The sequence below is a fragment of the uncultured Albimonas sp. genome, assembly GCF_963977235.1.
GTDB lineage: Bacteria > Pseudomonadota > Alphaproteobacteria > Rhodobacterales > Rhodobacteraceae > Albimonas.
Genome location: NZ_CAXBOD010000009.1, coordinates 29,722 through 46,225 on the forward strand (window position 1 = coordinate 29,722; position 16,504 = coordinate 46,225).

General features: G+C 72.8%; 13 protein-coding genes. 5 read left to right on the top strand and 8 right to left on the bottom strand.

What is annotated here, in order from left to right; all coding sequences use genetic code 11:
- Positions 1 to 56: 56 nt before the first annotated feature.
- On the top strand, positions 57 to 3,536 hold the full coding sequence (locus tag AAC134_RS07435; protein WP_339948436.1) for an efflux RND transporter permease subunit: 3,480 nt from the start codon (positions 57 to 59) through the stop codon (positions 3,534 to 3,536).
- Positions 3,537 to 3,585: 49 nt separating this feature from the next.
- On the opposite strand, the gene AAC134_RS07440 is transcribed toward AAC134_RS07435, so the two are convergent.
- The 5 genes from AAC134_RS07440 to mdoH all read right to left on the bottom strand — a co-directional run bounded on the left by AAC134_RS07440 (position 3,586) and on the right by mdoH (position 9,943).
- The gene (locus tag AAC134_RS07440) at positions 3,586 to 4,686 is read right to left on the bottom strand and encodes a hypothetical protein (protein ID WP_339948437.1); all 1,101 of its coding nucleotides are present in this window, start codon (positions 4,684 to 4,686) and stop codon (positions 3,586 to 3,588) included.
- Between the two features lie 388 nt (positions 4,687 to 5,074).
- A complete protein-coding gene (locus AAC134_RS07445) occupies positions 5,075 to 5,929 on the bottom strand; it encodes a D-amino-acid transaminase (protein ID WP_339948438.1) in 855 nt (284 codons plus the stop codon).
- An 11-nt stretch (positions 5,930 to 5,940) separates the two neighbouring features.
- The gene (gene dgcA / locus AAC134_RS07450) at positions 5,941 to 6,918 is read right to left on the bottom strand and encodes an N-acetyl-D-Glu racemase DgcA (RefSeq protein ID WP_339948439.1); all 978 of its coding nucleotides are present in this window, start codon (positions 6,916 to 6,918) and stop codon (positions 5,941 to 5,943) included.
- 4 nt (positions 6,919 to 6,922) lie between these two features.
- On the bottom strand, positions 6,923 to 7,921 hold the full coding sequence (gene dgcN / locus AAC134_RS07455) for an N-acetyltransferase DgcN (RefSeq protein ID WP_339948440.1): 999 nt from the start codon (positions 7,919 to 7,921) through the stop codon (positions 6,923 to 6,925).
- 198 nt (positions 7,922 to 8,119) lie between these two features.
- A complete protein-coding gene (gene mdoH, locus AAC134_RS07460; RefSeq protein WP_339948441.1) occupies positions 8,120 to 9,943 on the bottom strand; it encodes a glucans biosynthesis glucosyltransferase MdoH in 1,824 nt (607 codons plus the stop codon).
- A 74-nt stretch (positions 9,944 to 10,017) separates the two neighbouring features.
- Here mdoH and AAC134_RS07465 point away from each other — a divergent pair, with 74 nt between their 5' ends.
- The 4 genes from AAC134_RS07465 (at position 10,018) to AAC134_RS07480 (ending at position 13,441) form a co-directional block, all read left to right on the top strand.
- Positions 10,018 to 11,046 (top strand): zinc-binding alcohol dehydrogenase, encoded by a 1,029-nt coding sequence (locus tag AAC134_RS07465; RefSeq protein WP_339948442.1) that lies wholly within the window; start codon positions 10,018 to 10,020, stop codon positions 11,044 to 11,046.
- 171 nt (positions 11,047 to 11,217) lie between these two features.
- Positions 11,218 to 11,610, top strand: coding sequence for a 6-carboxytetrahydropterin synthase (locus AAC134_RS07470; protein ID WP_339948443.1), 393 nt, complete (start codon positions 11,218 to 11,220; stop codon positions 11,608 to 11,610).
- On the top strand, positions 11,607 to 12,683 hold the full coding sequence (locus tag AAC134_RS07475) for a glycosyltransferase family 4 protein (RefSeq protein WP_339948444.1): 1,077 nt from the start codon (positions 11,607 to 11,609) through the stop codon (positions 12,681 to 12,683). Before AAC134_RS07470 ends, AAC134_RS07475 begins: the two co-directional genes overlap by 4 nt.
- Positions 12,680 to 13,441, top strand: a complete 762-nt coding sequence (locus AAC134_RS07480) for a class I SAM-dependent methyltransferase (RefSeq protein ID WP_339948445.1) — start codon at positions 12,680 to 12,682, stop codon at positions 13,439 to 13,441. Before AAC134_RS07475 ends, AAC134_RS07480 begins: the two co-directional genes overlap by 4 nt.
- 70 nt (positions 13,442 to 13,511) lie before the next feature.
- Here the strand turns inward: AAC134_RS07480 and AAC134_RS07485 are convergent, their stop codons facing one another.
- The 3 genes from AAC134_RS07485 to opgC all read right to left on the bottom strand — a co-directional run bounded on the left by AAC134_RS07485 (position 13,512) and on the right by opgC (position 16,451).
- Positions 13,512 to 14,090 carry a cytochrome b/b6 domain-containing protein gene (locus AAC134_RS07485; protein ID WP_339948446.1) on the bottom strand — a complete coding sequence of 193 codons (579 nt, stop codon included), beginning with the start codon at positions 14,088 to 14,090 and terminating at the stop codon, positions 13,512 to 13,514.
- Complete coding sequence (locus tag AAC134_RS07490) at positions 14,087 to 14,785, bottom strand: RibD family protein (RefSeq protein WP_339948447.1); 699 nt, start codon at positions 14,783 to 14,785, stop codon at positions 14,087 to 14,089. The genes AAC134_RS07485 and AAC134_RS07490 overlap by 4 nt, the downstream gene beginning before the upstream one ends.
- Before the next feature lie 166 nt (positions 14,786 to 14,951).
- Positions 14,952 to 16,451: an OpgC domain-containing protein gene (gene opgC / locus AAC134_RS07495; protein WP_339948448.1), complete on the bottom strand. Its 1,500-nt coding sequence runs from the start codon at positions 16,449 to 16,451 to the stop codon at positions 14,952 to 14,954.
- Positions 16,452 to 16,504: the final 53 nt, after the last annotated feature.

Below are 16,504 nucleotides of genomic sequence, written 5' to 3' on the forward strand. Positions count from 1 at the left end.
GTTTCGGCCACCGCTTCGCGCCTCGCGCTCGATTTCAGCATGAACGGATCTTCCGCATGACCGGCATGATCGACTGGGCCGCGGCCCGGGCGCGAATGATCTTCGCCTTCATCCTGCTGACCATCGGGGCAGGCTCGCTCGCCTATGTCGGCCTGCCCAAGGAGGGCGAGCCGGACATCGACATCCCGATGGTGTTCATCTCGGCCCCCTTCCCCGGCATCACCGCCGAGGACAGCGAACGCCTGATGGTCAAGCCGCTCGAGCAGGAGCTGCGCTCGATCGACGGGCTCGACAAGATGACCTCCTTCGCCTCGGAGGGCTACGCGGGCCTGCTGCTGCAGTTCGAGTTCGGCTGGGACAAGACCGCCACCATGGCCAGCGTCCGCGAGGCCGTGGACACCGCCAAGGTCGAGTTCCCCGCCGGCGCCGAAGAGCCCGAGGTCGACGAGTTCAACTTCTCGGAATTCCCGATCCTGGTGGTGGCGTTGTCGGGCGACGTGCCCGAGCGCACGTTGCTCAAGGTCTCCAAGGACCTGCAGCTGCGCCTCGAGGGCCTGCCCGAGGTGCTCGAGGCCGGGCTCGCCGGTCACCGCGAGGAGATGCTCGAGGTGGTCATCGACCCCCTCAAGCTCGAGGCCTACGACGTCACCGGCCAGGAGCTGGTGCAGGTGGTGGTCAACAACAACGCCCTGGTCGCCGCCGGCGCGGTCGAGAGCGGCTCGGGCCAGTATTCGGTGAAGCTGCCGGGCTCGTTCGAGGACGCCTCGGACGTCTACAACCTGCCGGTGAAGGTCAACGGCGACCGCATCGTCACCATGGGCGACATCGCCGACATCCGCCTGACCTTCGAGGACGCGCGGGGCACCGCGCGCTACAACGGTCACCCCACGGTCGCCCTGCAGGTGGTCAAGCGCAAGGGCATGCCGGTGATCGACACCGTCGACGCGGTGAAGGCCGAGCTCGAGCTCGCCCGCGCCGAGTGGCCCGAGCCGCTGCGCGAGGCCGTCTCGATCAACTACGCGATGGACGAATCCACCCAGGTGGCCGGGATGGTCAGCCAGCTCGAGGGGTCCGTCCTGACCGCCATCGCGCTGGTGATGATCGTGGTGCTGGCGAGCCTGGGGGTGCGCTCGGCGCTGCTGGTTGGGTTCTCGATCCCGACCTCGTTCATGCTGTGCTTCGGGCTGCTGGCCGTGTTCGGCATGTCGATCACCAACATCGTGATGTTCGGCCTGATCCTGGCGGTCGGCATGCTGGTGGACGGCGCCATCGTGGTGGTGGAATACGCCGACCAGCGGATCCAGGAGGGCTCGGGCCCGATGACCGCCTATGTCGAGGCGGCCAAGCGGATGTTCTGGCCCATCGTCTCCTCGACCGCGACGACGCTGTGCGCCTTCCTGCCGATGCTGTTCTGGCCCGGGATCCCGGGCGAATTCATGGGCAACCTGCCGGTCACGCTGATCTTCGTGCTGTCCGCCAGCCTGGTGGTGGCGCTGATCTACCTGCCCATCGTGGGCGGCGTCGCGGGCCGGGTGACCCGCACGCTCGAGCGTCGCTCGACCGCGATGCAGGCGCGCTGGTCGCGCCCGGCGCGCGTCGTGCGCTTTGCGGTCATGGCGCTGCTGACCGCCGGCGCGGCCTTCATGATGATCGAGGCGCCGGAGACCTCCGCCCGGATCCTGTTCGCCGCCCTTCTGGTCCTGTTCTGGCTCGAGCTTTCGGCCGTGGCGGGATCGTTCCGCGAGCATGGCCTGCCGCCGCCCGCGCGCGCGGGCTACCGGCGCACGCCCTTCGGGCGGATCATCCGCTTCCTGACCGGCAACCCGGTGATGCCGTTCGTGGCTATCGGCTCGTCGCTCGCGGCGGTCTTCTTCGTGATGGGCGTGTGGTATCCCGCCAACCAGCTGGGCACCGAGTTCTTCGTGAAGACCGAGCCCGAGCGCGCCGTGATCTATGTGCGCGCGCGCGGCAACCTCTCGCTCTCGGAGCGCGACCGCCTGCTGCAGGCGGTCGAGGAGATCGTCCTCGACATCGACGGCGTGCAGTCGGTCTTCGCCTTCGCCGGCGACGGCGGGCTGAACGACCGCGGCGGCAACGCCCCCAAGGACGCGGTCGGCCGCATCCAGCTCGAGCTGTCGCCCTGGGGGACGCGGCCCTCGGGCGACGCGGTGCTGGCCACCATCGAGGAGGCCATCGCCGCCTATCCCGGCGTGATCTCCGAGGTCGCCCAGGCGCAGGAGGGGCCCCAGCAGGGCAAGCCGATCCAGCTGCGCCTGCAGGGCGACGACTGGCAGGAGCTTCAGGACGCCGCCGCCATCGCCCGCGATCACTTCGCCGAGATGGAGGGCCTGGCCGAGGTCGAGGACACCCGCCCCCTGCCCGGCATCGACTGGGCGCTGGACGTGGACGTGGCCCAGGCCGGGCGCTTCGGCGCGGACGTCTCCCAGATCGGCCCGATGGTCAGCCTGATCACGCGCGGCATCCTGCTCGACGAGATGCGCCCCGACAACTCGGACGAGGAGATCGAGATCCGGGTGCGCTACCCGCAGGAGCATCGGGTGATCTCGACGCTCGACACCATGCGCATCCGCACCTCCTCGGGGCTGGTGCCGCTCGAGAACTTCGTCGAGCGCGAGCCGGTCAAGAAGCTGGGCGAGATCAACCGCTTCAACGGAACCCGTTTCTTCGACGTGAAGGCGGGCGTGGACGAGGGCGTGAACGCCAACGACAAGATTGCGCAGATCCAGCAATGGATCGAGGCCGAGACCCCGTTCCCCGCCTCGGTCGAGTGGTCCTTCACCGGCGACCAGGAGGAGCAGGCCGAGTCCCAGGACTTCCTGATGAAGGCCTTCGCCGGCGCGCTTGGGCTGATGTTCGTGATCCTGCTGGCGCAGTTCAACTCGTTCTACAATTCGGCGCTGGTGCTCTCGGCGGTGGTGATGTCGGTGGCGGGCGTGCTGGTGGGCATGGTGATCATGCAGCAGCCGTTCTCGATCATCATGACCGGCACCGGCATCGTGGCGCTGGCGGGCATCGTGGTGAACAACAACATCGTGCTGATCGACACCTACCAGGAGTTCCGCCGCCAGATGCCCGAGCTCGAGGCGATCACCCGCACCGCCGAGGCGCGCATCCGCCCGGTGCTGCTGACCACGATCACCACCATGGCCGGCCTCGCGCCGATGATGTTCGGCATCTCGGTCGACTTCTTCGGGGGCGGCTACACGGTCGACGCGCCCTCGGCGCTGTGGTGGAAGCAGCTCTCGACCGCGGTGGTCTTCGGGCTGGGCTCGGCGACGGTGCTGACGCTGATCGTGACGCCTTCGGCGCTGGCGGCGCGGATCTGGATCGGGATCGGCGTCTCCCGGGCGCTGACCTGGTCGCAGGACGCCCGCGAGGGTCTGCGTCTGAAGCGCGAGGCCGGGCGCACCGCGCCCGCCGACCTGCTCTGGACCGGGGCCGCTCCGGTCCCCGCCGGCCAGCGCAGCCTCAACCTGTTCGAGGAGCCCCCCGCGTCCTCCCAGGCCGCGGAATGAGGCGACCGCCGCGCCGGCTGTTTCCGGCGCGGCGGCCGCCCGCGCGGGGTCAGTTGGTGGGGATCAGCAGCACCGGGTTGGCCTCGGAACTGGTCTGCTCCATCACCGTGGCGAGCAGCATCAGCATCGCGAAGCTCGCCTTGCTGGGCGCGTCGTCGGTCTCGATCCAGTAGTAGTCGCCGTTGTATTCGGTCGCGGCATAGGCGCCGTGCATCAGGGGCGCGCGGTCGGTGCGCCGGATCACGATCACCCCGGGCGGGCGGCGCCAGTCGCCGGTCAGGAAGTACGGCTCCTCGGCGCCCTCGACCAGGATTGTGCGGCCGGCGTCGGTCAGGATCTCGATCAGCGGCCGGGTCTGGATGGCGATCGCGTCCGAGGCGCGCCGGGCCTGGGCGAGCGTCACCGGATGGCGCTCGGACCCCTCGGGCAGGCGCAGCAGGCGGCGCACGGTCTGCGCGTCGGCCGAGGCCCGCCCCGAGGGATCGTCGAGGATCGTCAGGTAGGGCTCCGGGGCGCCGGTCTCGGGATCGCGCTCGAACTCCATCAGCAGACGGCCGGCGTCGCGCATCCGGGTCAGCGCCGAGATCAGCGAGTCGAAGTCGCCGCTCGCTCCGGGTTCGGGCGGCGGTCCGGGCAGGCGCTGGTTGACCACGCCGTTGATGCTCTGCACCGCGAGACCGAACAGCGCCCGCAGATCCGCGCCCCCCGAGGCCAGCGCCAGAAGGTCCGCCGGCGCCACCGGGCGCAGCACCACACGGGCATAGTCGACGCCCTGCAGGGGCTTGAGCGTGAAGGTCGGCCGGTCGGCGAAGGAGCCCTCGGCGAAGACGTTGAAATCGCTGTTGAACAGGAAGTCGGTGCCCAGGACGTTGCCCGCCGAGCCTGCCACCCGCCGCTCATAGCCCGCCACGATCTGGTCGACCCTCACGAAGCTGGGGATGTCGCCGTTGCGCACCGAGACGATGCTTTGCAGCAGCTGGCTCTTGCGCGCGTCGCGCAGGGCCACGGCGTAGTCGGCCTGGTCGGTGACCACCGCCCGCGGCCCGATCCCGGTGCAGCCCCCCGCCAGGGCCGCGAGCGCCAGCGCCGCCGCGAGGCGGCGCGCCCGGGACGGGCCCGGAAGGCGAGGGGAGGGAGGAAACCGTCGCATGCGCGCTCCGTCGCTGGTGGGGTTTCCTCCGGCTAGCCAGCCGGGGTGGCGGAACCGCGGCGGAGGACCGCGACCTTGGCGCGCGGCGCCGCAAGGTCAGTCGCGCGGGTTCCCGCGGCCGGCGGTCGGGCGCGAGGGGGCCGCAGGCCCCGGCCCGGCGCGCGCGCGGGCGCCGCCGATCCCGGGCGAAACGCCGCGCTCCCGGCGTCCCCTCGGCCTCCGGGACCCCGCGCCACGCGCGCCGCCGCCCGCCGCGCGCCGCGAGCGGCCGGCCCCCACGCGCACGACGCCCGACGCGGCGCCTCCTCCTCCCCGCCCCCCCACACGGAAACGGCCCCCGCGAACGGATCGCGGGGGCCGTGGACCCTGTCGCCAGGGGGCGCGCCGCTCAGATGGCGCGGGCGCGGCTCTCGGCGAGGTAGATCTCGCGCAGGCGCCTGGCCACCGGGCCGGGGGTTCCGTCGCCCAGCGTCGCGCCGTCGATCTCGACCACCGGGGTCACGAAGGCGGAGGCGGAGGTGAAGAAGGCCTCGGCCGCCTCCTGCGCCTCCTTGATCGTGAACTTGCGCTCCTCGACCTTCATCTGCGCTTCCTTGGCGTATTTCATCACCGAGGCGCGGGTGATCCCGTGCAGCAGGTCCGTCGACAGGTCCCGGGTCACGATGGTCCCGTCCCTGGTCACGATCCAGGCGTTGTTCGAGGTGCCCTCGGTCACATAGCCGTCCTCGACCAGCCAGGCGTCGTCCTTGCCCTGGGCCTTGGCCTCCATCTTCGCGAGCGAGGGGAACAGCAGCTGCACCGTCTTGATGTCGCGACGGGCCCAGCGCTGGTCCTCCATCGCGATCACCTTGATCCCGGTCGAGGCGGTGGGCGAATGCTCGATCGACTTCGCCTGCGTGAACAGCACCAGCGTCGGCGTCAGGTCCTTGGACCAGGCGAAATCGCGATCCGCCGCGCCGCGCGTCACCTGCAGGTAGACGCCGCCCTCCTGCACCTCGTTGCGACGAACCAGCTCGCGGTGGATCTCGAGCAGTTCCTCGTCGGTGCAGGGCTCGGCCATCTTCAGCTCGCTCAGCGAGCGGTGCAGGCGCGCGACATGCCCCTCGAACTCGAGGAGCTTGCCGTCGAGCACCGAGCACACCTCGTAGACTGCGTCGGCCATCAGGAAGCCGCGGTCGAAGATCGAGACCTTGGCCTCTTCCTCGGGAAGATACTCGCCATTGACGTAGACAATGCGGGACATGGGATGCTCCTTCAGCCCCACAGGGCCGGCGTGGACGGGTGGACGCCCTCGGCGTCGTAATGCAGGGGCGGGTCGCGGTCCTCGGCCAGCAGCAGGGGCCCGTCGAGGTCCACGACCTCCGCCCCTTGCGCGGCCAGCACCGCCGGCGCCATGGCGAGCGAGGAGCCCATCATGCAGCCGACCATGACCTGATAGCCCTCGGCCCGGGCGGCGTCGCGAAGCGCCAGCGCCTCGGTCAGGCCGCCGGTCTTGTCGAGCTTGATGTTGATCATGTCGTACTTGCCCTTCAGCCCGGGCAGCGTCGAGGTGTCGTGGCAGCTCTCATCGGCGCAGACCGGCACCAGCCGCTCGACGTCGCCCAGCGGGTCGTCGTTCCCGGCGGGCAGCGGCTGCTCGACCATCGCCACGCCCAGGCGCTGCAGCGCGGGGGCGAGCTCGGCGTATTCGGCCGCCGTCCAGCCCTCGTTGGCGTCGACGATGATCGTCGCGTTCGGCGCGCCCTCGCGCACCGCCTCGAGGCGGGCCATGTCGCCCTCGCCGCCCAGCTTGATCTTCAGGAGCGGTCGGAAGGCGTTCTCGGCGGCCTTGCGGCGCATGTGGTCGGGATCGGCGAGCGACAGCGTGTAGGCCGTCACGCAGGGGCCGGGGGCCGGCAGGCCGGCGAGCCGCCAGGCGGGGATCCCGGCGGCCTTCGCCTCCAGGTCCCACAGGGCGCAGTCGACGGCGTTGCGCGCGGCGCCCGCGTGCATCCGCTCGAGCAGCGTGGTGCGGGTGAGGCCCTGGGTCTGCAGGGCCTCGATTTCCGCGATCACGCCGTCGACGGTCTCGTCGTAGCGGGGATAGGGGGTGCACTCCCCCCATCCCTTGAAGGCGCCGGCGGCGACCTCGACGGTCACCACCGCCTGCTCGGTGCGCGAGCCGCGGGAGATGGTGAAGGCCTCCCGCAGACGGAAGACCTCCCGGCGGGCGGTCAGGGTCGGGCCGGCCATGCGATCAGGCCGTCAGCGCGTCGACGAGGGCGCCGACGCCGGTGCGGAACGGGTCCACGGCGGGCATCTTGTACTCCGCCTCCAGCTCCTTGAGGTAGGCCATCGCCTCGGCCTCGGGCATGCCCGAGGTGTTGACCGAGATGCCGATCACCTTGGCGTCGGGGTTGACCATCTGCGCCATGGTGGTGGCGAGCTCGGCCACTGCGCCGATGGAGGGCACCTTGTAGTCCGGCAGGCCGCGCATGTGCGGGCGGGTCGGCTCATGGCAGACCACCAGCGTGTCGGGCTGGCCGCCGTGGATCAGCGCCAGCGTCACGCCCGAATAGGAGGCGTGGAACAGCGAGCCCTGCCCCTCGATCAGGTCCCAGTGGTCGGCGTCGTTGTCGGGCGTCAGCCACTCGATGGAGCCCGCCATGAAGTCGGCGATCACGGCGTCGAGCGGCACGCCCTCGCCGGTGATCAGGATGCCGGTCTGGCCGGTGGCGCGGAACGAGGACTTGATCCCGCGCTTCTCCATCTCCCGGCCCATGGCGAGCGCGGTGTACATCTTGCCGACCGAGCAGTCGGTGCCGACCGCGAGGCAGCGCTTGCCGGTCCGCTTCACGCCCGAGGCGATGGGATACTTGACCGTCGGAATGCGCACGTCGTGCAGGCTGCGGCCGTTGGCCTTCGCGATGTCGACCAGCTCCGGCTCGTCGCGCAGCAGGTTGTGCAGGCCCGAGGCGAGGTCGAGCCCCTTCTCCAGCGCTTCCTTGAGCACGACCTTCCACTTCTCCGAGATGATGCCGCCGCGGTTGGCGACGCCGATCACCAGCGTCTTCACGCCGGCCTCGACCGCCTGGTCGATGGTCATCTCGGGCAGCTTCATGTCGGCGTTGCAGCCCTCGAGGCGGAGCTGGCCGACGGCGGCGTCGGGGTTCCAGTCCTTGATCCCCTGCGCAACCTTGGCGGCGAGGGGATCGGGCGCGTCGCCCAGGAACAGCAGGTAGGGAAGCTCGATCATCGGCCACTCCATGGTCGGGCAAGCGAAGGGAAGTTATCGATACTCGACCATCTCGCGGGGCGCGCCGTCAATATTCGTTCGCGCGCGCATGAAAATTCGCAACAGCCTCCCGCGGCGGGGCGATTTCGCGCAAGGGTCGTGCATGGAACCGGCGCCCACGGGCGCCCCCGTGCAATCCGTCGCCGCGATGCAGCAGGCTCAGGCGGCGGCGACCGCGGGGCGGGTCCGCTCGACGGGGGCCGCATCGCTCAGCGCGCGGAGCGTATCGGGGCGACTCGCCTCCTCGGGCACGGCGCAGAGCCCGGCGCGCGCCATCGCGCGGCCCAGGGCGGGCGAGGCGGTGAGCAGCGCGAAAGGGATCGAGAGGGTCAGGCCGGCGAGCACCGGGGCCGCCCAGGGCAGCGCGCCGGGCACGGTCGCGGCGATCAGCGCGGTCAGCGCGGCGCCGAACAGGGTCTGCGGCCACAGGCCCCGGATCGCGTCGCCCGGCGTCAGGGCGTGCACGTCCCGCTCCTGCCCGGTCCAGGTCACCGTGCGGCCGAACGCGAGGCCGATGAGGAAGATCGTCACCCGCAGCGCCGCCGCTGGGGCGAGGAGGATCGAGAACACGGTCTCGATCAGCGCGCCCGCCAGGAAGCGCGGCGCGCCGCCGTAGGCGCGCACGCCGCCGGGCGTCAGGGCCACGTCGATCCAGCCGGCGACCTTGGGGACCAGGGACATGGCGAACATCACGAGGAACATCGCCAGACCGAAGGCGAGGTTCACGTCGTTCGCCTCGCCCAGCACGATCTTGGCGGCGGCGGCCAGCGTCATCAGCATCCAGGCGGGCGCGCCGAAATACATCATGATGGCGGCGAAGATCTGGAAGCGGCTCATCGGCTTCAGCCCCGGCAGGGCCAGCAGCTTGAGATACTGCATGTTGCCCTGGCACCAGCGCAGGTCGCGCCGCGTGAAGTCGAGCAGCGTGGGGGGATTGTCCTCCCAGCTCGGGCCCTCGACGGGGATCACGCGGACCTCGTAGCCCGCGCGGCGCATCAGGGCGGCCTCGACCTGGTCGTGGCTCAGGATCCAGCCCCCCAGCGGCGGCTTGCCCGGCAGGCGCGGCATGGCGCAGCGGGCGCGGAACGGGGCCACGCGCACCAGCGCATTGTGGCCCCAGAACGGCCCGCAGTCGCCATGCCACCAGGCCGCGCCGATGGTGAAGCTGCGCATGCCGTGGCGCATGCCGAACTGGAAGATCCGCGCGAAGGCCGACTGCGAGGGCGTGCCCACCACCAGGCTCTGCAGGATGCCGATGCGCGGATGGCTCTGCATGATGCGGGTCATGCGCAGGATCGCCTCGCCCGCCATCAGGCTGTCGGAGTCGAGCGGCAGGAACAGCTCGTACCCCTTGCCCCAACGCCGCAGGAAGTCGCGGATGTTGCCCGCCTTCCAGGCGTCGTTGCGGGTGCGCCGGCGGTAGGTCGCGCCGCCCAGCCGCGGGCGCCAGCGGGCCATGGCGGCCTCCTCGGCCTCGGCGATCCCGGGGTCGGAGGTGTCCGAAAGGACGTAAAGGTCGTAGGCGTGCCCCTCGCCCGTGGCGTCGAGCGAGCGGCGGATTTCGGCGAGCCGCGCCAGCGCGCGGTCGGGGGCCTCGTTGCGTAGGGTCATGACGACCGCGGTGCGCAGCCGGATCGGCTGGGTCTGATCGACGTCGAGATGCGGCGCCGCCCGCGCCATCCCGTTCCGCACGCCGTGCAGCAGCCACAGCCCGATCACCGCGTTCCAGGCGCCCATCAGCGTCCACGGCGCGCCCAGCGCGATGCACGCGAGGATCACGAGGTCCGTCGCGCTCCACCCCCCGGCGCCGAACACCTGCGTCGCCCCCCAGATCACCGCGGCCAGCGAGACGAGGTTCGCGCCCGCCATCAGCGCGCGCCGCCGGGTCAGCGCGCCGCTGCGCTGCAGGCCGGCGGGCGTGAGGGCCGGCGCCGCGCCGGGCTGGGGGCCGGTCGTCGGCGGGGGGGCGTCGGTCTGGCTCATGCGGATCCCTTGCATGTGCGGCGCGGGGCGGGTTTTCTCGCGACTCCCGCACACCTAGCCGGAAACAGAAGCCCGTGGAGTCGAATTCCGATCACGAGACGGCGACGGGGCCCGAAACTGCGCCGGCCCTGGTTTACGTGGCCCCCGGCCGGGCGGAGCTTCGCGAGGCGCCGCTGGGCGAGGGCGAGGCGCTGCTGCGCATGGAGGTCTCGGCCCTCTCGCGCGGGACCGAGCGGCTGGTCTTCGAGGGCCGCGTGCCGGAAACCGAGCGCGCCCGCATGCGCGCCCCGTTCCAGACGGGCGAGTTCCCCTTTCCGGTGAAATACGGCTACTGCGCCGTCGCCCGGGTCGAGGACGGCCCGCCCGACTGGCGCGGCCGGCTGGTCTTCGCTCTGCATCCCCATCAGGCGCGCTTCCGCCTCCCTCTCTCGGCCCTGACGCCGCTGCCCGAGGGGCTGCCCCCCGCGCGCGCCGCGCTCGCCGCCAACATGGAGACGGCGCTCAACGTGACCTGGGACGCCGGCGTCGGCCCCGGCGACCGCGTGGCGGTGATCGGCGCGGGGCTGGTCGGCTGCCTCGTGGCGCGGCTCTGCGCGCGGATCCCGGGCACCGAGGTCATCCTGTGCGACAGGATGGCGTCCCGCCAAGCGGCGGCCGCGCGACTCGGCGTCAAGTTCACGTCATCGCCGGGTGAGTTCCCCGCCCCCTTCGCAGGGTTCGAGGGGGGCGCCTGCGACGTGGCGATCCACACCTCGGCCTCCGCCGGAGGGCTGGCGACCGCCCTGGGAACGCTGGGGCCCGAGGGTCGGCTGGTCGAGGCGAGCTGGCACGGCGCCGGCGAGACGCCGGTGCCGCTGGGGGGCGCCTTCCATTCCCGCCGCCTGTCGATCGTCTCGAGCCAGGTGGGCCGCCTGCCGCCGGCCCGCGCGCCACGCTGGGACTACGCCCGGCGCATGGAGGCGGCGCTGCGGCTGCTGGCCGAGGATGACGCGCTCGACGCGCTGATCTCGACCGAGGTCGCCTTCGCCGACCTCCCCGCCCGCCTGCCCGCCCTGCTGGCGCGCGAGGCCGAAGGGATCGCGACGCTGGTGCGCTATCCCTGACGCCTTCGCCCCTTCTTCCCCAGCCCGTTTTCCGCCCCGGCGTTCCTCCTCCGCCGTTCTTGCCCCCCGCCCTTCTTCCGCCATCGTGACCCTGCACCGCTTGACCTTCGCCGCCGCCCGACGATGCTGCGCCGGCGTCCGCCCTGTCCCATCCCCGATCCGGAGAGCTCCATGTACGCCGTCGAGGTCCGAGACCATGTGATGCTGGCCCACTCGCTGCCCGGCGAGGTGTTCGGCCCCGCCCAGGGCCTGCACGGCGCCACCTACGTGGTGGACGTGGCCTTCTTCCGCGCCACGCTGGGGGCCGAGCGGATCGTGGTCGACATCGGCCGCGCGCACGAGGCGCTCAAGGCCGCGCTGAAGCCGCTGAACTACGCCAACCTCGACGCCACCTTCCCCGGCGAGCTGACCACCACCGAGTGGCTGGCCAAACACGTCCACGACCAGCTCTCGGCCGCCGCGCGCGCCGGGGAGCTGGGGGTGGGCTCGGACGGGATCGAGCGGATCCGCGTCACCCTTAACGAAAGCCACGTCGCCCGCGCCTGGTACGAGGCCGCCCCGTGAGCGGCGCGGGCGGCCTGCTGCGGGTCGGCTTCGCGATCCCGGGCGACCTCGACACCCCCACCGGGGGCTACGAGTACGACCGACGCCTGATCGCGGCCGGACCTGCGGCGGGGCTCGAGCTGAGCCGCCTGCCCCTGCCCGGCGGCTTCCCCGAGCCGACGCTCGACGAAGCCGCGGCCGCCCGCGCCACGCTTGCCGCGGCGCTCGCCACCTCCCGCGGGCCGATCCTCGCCGACGGGCTGGCGATGGGCGCGCTCTCGCCAGAGCGCTGGCCCGAGGGTCTCGCCGAGCGGCTGGTGATCCTGTGCCATCACCCGCTGGGCCACGAGACCGGCCTGCCGCCCGAGCGCGCCCGCGCGATGCTCGAAACCGAGGGCGCGGCGCTGCGGGCGGCGCGCTCGGTGCTGACGACCTCGCGCGTGACGGCTGCGGCGCTGGCCGGGGAGTTGGGGGTGGACCCGGCCCGCATCCGCGTCGCCGTTCCGGGCCTGATCCCGGCCGAGCCCGCGCCCCGCCGCGGCGCCCCCCCGCTGCTGCTGGGCGTGGGCACGCTGAGCGCGCGCAAGGACTGGCCGACGCTGGTCGCGGCGCTCGCCCAGCTTCGCGACCGCGACTGGCGCTGCCTGATCGCGGGCGACGTCACCCGCGACACGGAGGCCGCCGAGCGGCTGGAACGGGTGCTGGTCGAGGAAGGGCTCGACGACCGCATCGCCCTGCCCGGCGCCCTGCGGCGCGCCCAGATCGAACAGCTCTATGCCGAGGCCGACCTGTTCTGCCTGCCCTCGCGCCACGAGGGCTACGGGATGGTTGTGCTCGAGGCGATGGCCCGCGGCCTGCCGGTGCTGGCCGCCGACGCGGGCGCCCTGCCCGAGGCCGCCGACGGGGCCGCCCTGCTGCTGCCCCCCGGCGACCCCGCCGCCTGGGCCGAGGCGATCGCCCGGCTGCTCGACGACGCGGACGAGCGCGAGCGGATGTCGGCCGCCTCGCTCGCCCGCGCCGCCCGCGCCCCGCGCTGGGAGGATGCGGCGCGGATCGCCGCCGAGGCGCTGCGCGAAGCGGCGGCGGGCCAATGAGCTTCGCCTCAAGCTGGCTCGCCCTGCGCGAGCCCGCCGACGCGGCCGCCCGCGATCGCGGCCTGCTGGCCGAGCTCGCCGAGTGGTCCGGCGGGCGCGCCCTGCCCACCACCGACCTCGGCTGCGGCACCGGCGCGACGCTGCGCGCGCTCGCCCCCTATGCGCCGGCGCTGGAGTGGACGCTGCTCGACAATGACGCCGCCCTGCTGGAGGAGGCCGCCGCGCGCACCGGCGCGCGGGTGCGCGCGGCCAACCTCGCCGCGGGGCCCGAGGCGGCGGTGGCCGGCGCTCGGGTGGTCACGGCCTCGGCGCTCTTCGACCTGGTCTCGGTCGAGTGGCTGGGCCGCTTCGCGCAGGCGCTCGCGCCCGACGTCGCGGTCTATGCCGCGCTCAGCTACGACGGGCGCGAGACCTGGTCCCCCGCCCCCCCGCACGAGGCGCAGGCGCTGGCGGCCTTCCTGCGCCACCAGGCCGGCGACAAGGGGTTCGGGCCCTCGCTGGGCCCTCAGGCGGGGGCGACGCTGGCGGGGATGCTGGCGCAACGGGGCTGGAAGGTGCGGCTCGCCGACAGCGCCTGGCGGCTGGGGGCGGGCGACGGCGCCCTGATCCGGGCGCTCGCCGAGGGCGCGGCCGAGGCCGTGGCCGAAACCGCAGCCCTGCCCGGGCGCCAGATGGCCGAGTGGCGGGCCGGCCGCCGGGCCGCGACGCGGGTCGAGATCGGCCACCTCGATCTGCTGGCCCTGCCGCCCGAGGGCTGAGCGGGCGGCGGCCCCGCTCGGCGCCCGCCCGGCGGCGCCCGGTCATCCGCGCCCGATCACTCGCGCCCGGTCATCCGCGCCCGGTCATCCGCCCCATCACCTCGTCGCGGTCGATGAAGCGGTGCTTCAGCGCGGCGAGGACATGGGCCAGCGCCAGGAACATCAACAGGATGGCAAGCGGGCCGTGCACGTCGCCGAGCAGCGTCTCGGACAGCTCGCGGTTGGCGCCGATGGGCAGCGCCAGATCGGCGAGGAACCAGAAATCGGCCGGCGCGGGATAGGCGCTGACCCCGACCCAGCCCACCACCGGCGTGGCGATCAGCAACGCATAGAGCGCCATGTGCACCGTGTGCGAGGCGATGCGCAGCGGCCGCGGCAAGGGGGTCCGGTAGGCGGGCTCGCCCATCGCGGCGCGGGCCACCACGCGCAGGATCATCAGCCCCAGGACGGTCAGGCCGAAGGACTTGTGCAGCGCATAGAGCAGGTCGAAGCCGCCCGGTCCCAGCGCGGCGTTGGCGGCCTCGACCGCCTCGGGCTCGTAGCCCTCGATGTAGAAGCCCAGCGGCAGCAGCGCGAGCACGCACAGCGCCACCAGCCAGTGCAGCGCCCGCTGGATCCGCGGATAGACGGGGGCGGCCGCGACGCTCATGCCCGGCTCCAGCTCCGGCGCAGGTCGCAGGTGAACAGCACGTCGCCGTCGCCGAACACATGCACCCGGGTCTCGGGGCGCAGGGCCTGGTCCAGGCTCTCGATCGGGTTCAGGCGGAAGCCCTCCTTGCCCGAGCCCAGGATCATCGGCGCCACCAGGATGTGCAGCAGGTCCACCGCGCCCGCGTCGAGGAAGCGGGCCAGCGTGTCCGCGCCCCCCTCGACCAGGATCCGGCGGAGGCCGCGGGCGTGCAGGGCCGCGACGATCTCGCCCGGAGCAAAGCCGCCCTCGGCGCAGGGCAAGCGGATCGCCTCGACGCCCGGCGGCGCCTCGGCCTCCTCTCGGGTGACGACCAGGACCGGGGAGGCGCCGTCGCTCAGCCCGCCCCAGCCGCGCGGCAGCCGGCCCGAGGGGTCGACCACCACCCGCACCGGATGGCGCCCCTCGCAGCGGCGCACGGTCAGGCGGGGGTTGTCGGCGGCCACGGTGCCGACCCCCACCACCACCGCGTCGACATGGGCCCGCAGGCGGTGGAGGTGATCCAGCGCCATCTCGCCGTTGATGTATTTCGACGCGCCGGTGACCGTGGCGATGCGGCCGTCCAGCGTCTGGCCAAGCTGGGCGACGACGATGGGACGGTCGTCGCCGGTCTCGGGCGTCAGGGGAAGGAAGGCCTCGTTGGGGGCGTAGGTCATGGGTCGCTCGTCTGGCTTTCGGCGGCCGGGCGGCCGGGTCGGGGGCGGGCGGCTGGACACGAGGCGCGGGCGGCGGCGGACCGCTGGGCGCGGGCGACGGCGGGCGCATACCCGCCGTTACCCATGGTAGCGCGGCGGCGCGCGGAGGCGAGGCCGGCCACCCGCGTCACTCCGCCGGCGAGGCGGCGGCGGCGCGGCTCGAGGCCGTCGCAGGCGCCGGGCGGGCCGAGGCCGAGGCCGACGCCGGCGCGGGACGCCGCCAGGGCTGCGACTTGAAGAAGCCGGTCACGTAGGCGGTCAGGATCAGCGAGCCAAAGCCCGTAAGGTTGCCGAGGGCCACCGTGATCCCGTCGCGCCCCGCAACGTCCAGCGCCGCCCCGATCGCCTGGGCCAGCACCATCGAGACCAGGAACACCGCCAGCGACTGGGTGCCCACCTTGCGCACCACCGGCACGAAACGGGCCCAGCCTGTGGTCTCGATCCAGGCGCGCCCGCCCGGCCCCAGCGCCGCCCAGCCCAGCACGACAAGCGCCAGGAAGGCCGCGAAGGAGGTCATGTTCAGACGCTCGCCGGGGATGAACAGGTCGAAGCCCAGCGCGGCCTCGGCCCGCGGGCCCATCAGCTCGCTCAGCCAGGCGTCGAGCGCGGGGGCGTAGGCCTGAATGTCGGCGACCCAGGCCCAGGGCAGCGTCACGACCAGCACCGTCGCCGCCGCCGCCAGCCAGCGGCCCGAGGGCCGCCCCGGCAGGCGCAGCGGCTCGACCAGGCGGTGACCGCGGGGGCCCACGATCATCCAGGCGAGGTAGGCCAGCGCCAGGAAATGCAGCCAGCGGAACAGGCCCATCTCGGTCTTGCGCCACAGCGGCTCGGTCGCGGCGCGGACGGCCGCGATCCAGTCATGCAGCAGCCAGCCCTGCGGCAGCCACTGCCCGTCGTGGATGCGGAACCACGCGAAGGGGATCGAGATCAACACCACCGCCAGCGCCAGCACCAGCAGCGCCCGGCTGCGGGGCGGAACCGGGATCCAGCGCATCCCGAGGAAGAAGCCCGAGAAGAACACCAGCGCCCAGCCGAACGGGTTGAAGAACCACGGGATCTCCGGCGCCCAGGGGCGCGAGGGCAGATCCGTCAGCCCGAACTGCGCGGCCAGCCACAGCCCCCCCACCAGCGCCGCGGCGGCCGGCGTCCCGCCCGCGCGATGGGCGGCCATCACCGCCGGCACCAGGGCCAGGATCACCAGGTACATCGGCAGGATGTCGAAGTAGTTGGGCACCCAGGTCAGCGTGAACAGCCCCGCCAGCGCCGGGCCGGTGTCCTCGAACAGCGGCACGATCGGCACGCGGGCGATGTAACGCGTCCCCGCCTCGCCCCAGCCCTGCGCGTCCAGCGTCCACAGCAGCAGCGCCACAACCAGCAGCAGCCCGACATGCGCCCAGTAGACCTGCCAGACCCGGAACCCGATCCGCGCCGTGCCCATCGGCCAGCCGTGATCGCGGTAGGCCGCCCCGAAGGCCAGCGACGAGGCCATGCCCGAGCAGAACACGAAAATCTCGGTCGCGTCCGAGAACCCGAACCGCGCCGGAATCCACAGCGTCCACGGATCGAAGGGCGTGTGGGCCAGCAGGATGATGAACATCGCCAGCCCCCGGAAGAAGTCCAGCCGCATGTCGCGGGGCTTCTTTGCGGGCGCCATGGGAGGGGCTGCGGCGGCGGGGGGTG

Bases quoted from the DNA above. Each gene is read 5' to 3' on its own strand.
- AAC134_RS07435 (WP_339948436.1), top strand. From the start codon at position 57: ATGACCGGCATGATCGACTGGGCCGCGGCCCGGGCGCGAATGATCTTC.
- AAC134_RS07440 (WP_339948437.1), bottom strand. From the start codon at position 4,686: ATGCGACGGTTTCCTCCCTCCCCTCGCCTTCCGGGCCCGTCCCGGGCG.
- AAC134_RS07445 (WP_339948438.1), bottom strand. From the start codon at position 5,929: ATGTCCCGCATTGTCTACGTCAATGGCGAGTATCTTCCCGAGGAAGAG.
- dgcA (WP_339948439.1), bottom strand. From the start codon at position 6,918: ATGGCCGGCCCGACCCTGACCGCCCGCCGGGAGGTCTTCCGTCTGCGG.
- dgcN (WP_339948440.1), bottom strand. From the start codon at position 7,921: ATGATCGAGCTTCCCTACCTGCTGTTCCTGGGCGACGCGCCCGATCCC.
- mdoH (WP_339948441.1), bottom strand. From the start codon at position 9,943: ATGAGCCAGACCGACGCCCCCCCGCCGACGACCGGCCCCCAGCCCGGC.
- AAC134_RS07470 (WP_339948443.1), top strand. From the start codon at position 11,218: ATGTACGCCGTCGAGGTCCGAGACCATGTGATGCTGGCCCACTCGCTG.
- AAC134_RS07480 (WP_339948445.1), top strand. From the start codon at position 12,680: ATGAGCTTCGCCTCAAGCTGGCTCGCCCTGCGCGAGCCCGCCGACGCG.
- AAC134_RS07485 (WP_339948446.1), bottom strand. From the start codon at position 14,090: ATGAGCGTCGCGGCCGCCCCCGTCTATCCGCGGATCCAGCGGGCGCTG.
- AAC134_RS07490 (WP_339948447.1), bottom strand. From the start codon at position 14,785: ATGACCTACGCCCCCAACGAGGCCTTCCTTCCCCTGACGCCCGAGACC.
- opgC (WP_339948448.1), bottom strand. From the start codon at position 16,451: ATGCGGCTGGACTTCTTCCGGGGGCTGGCGATGTTCATCATCCTGCTG.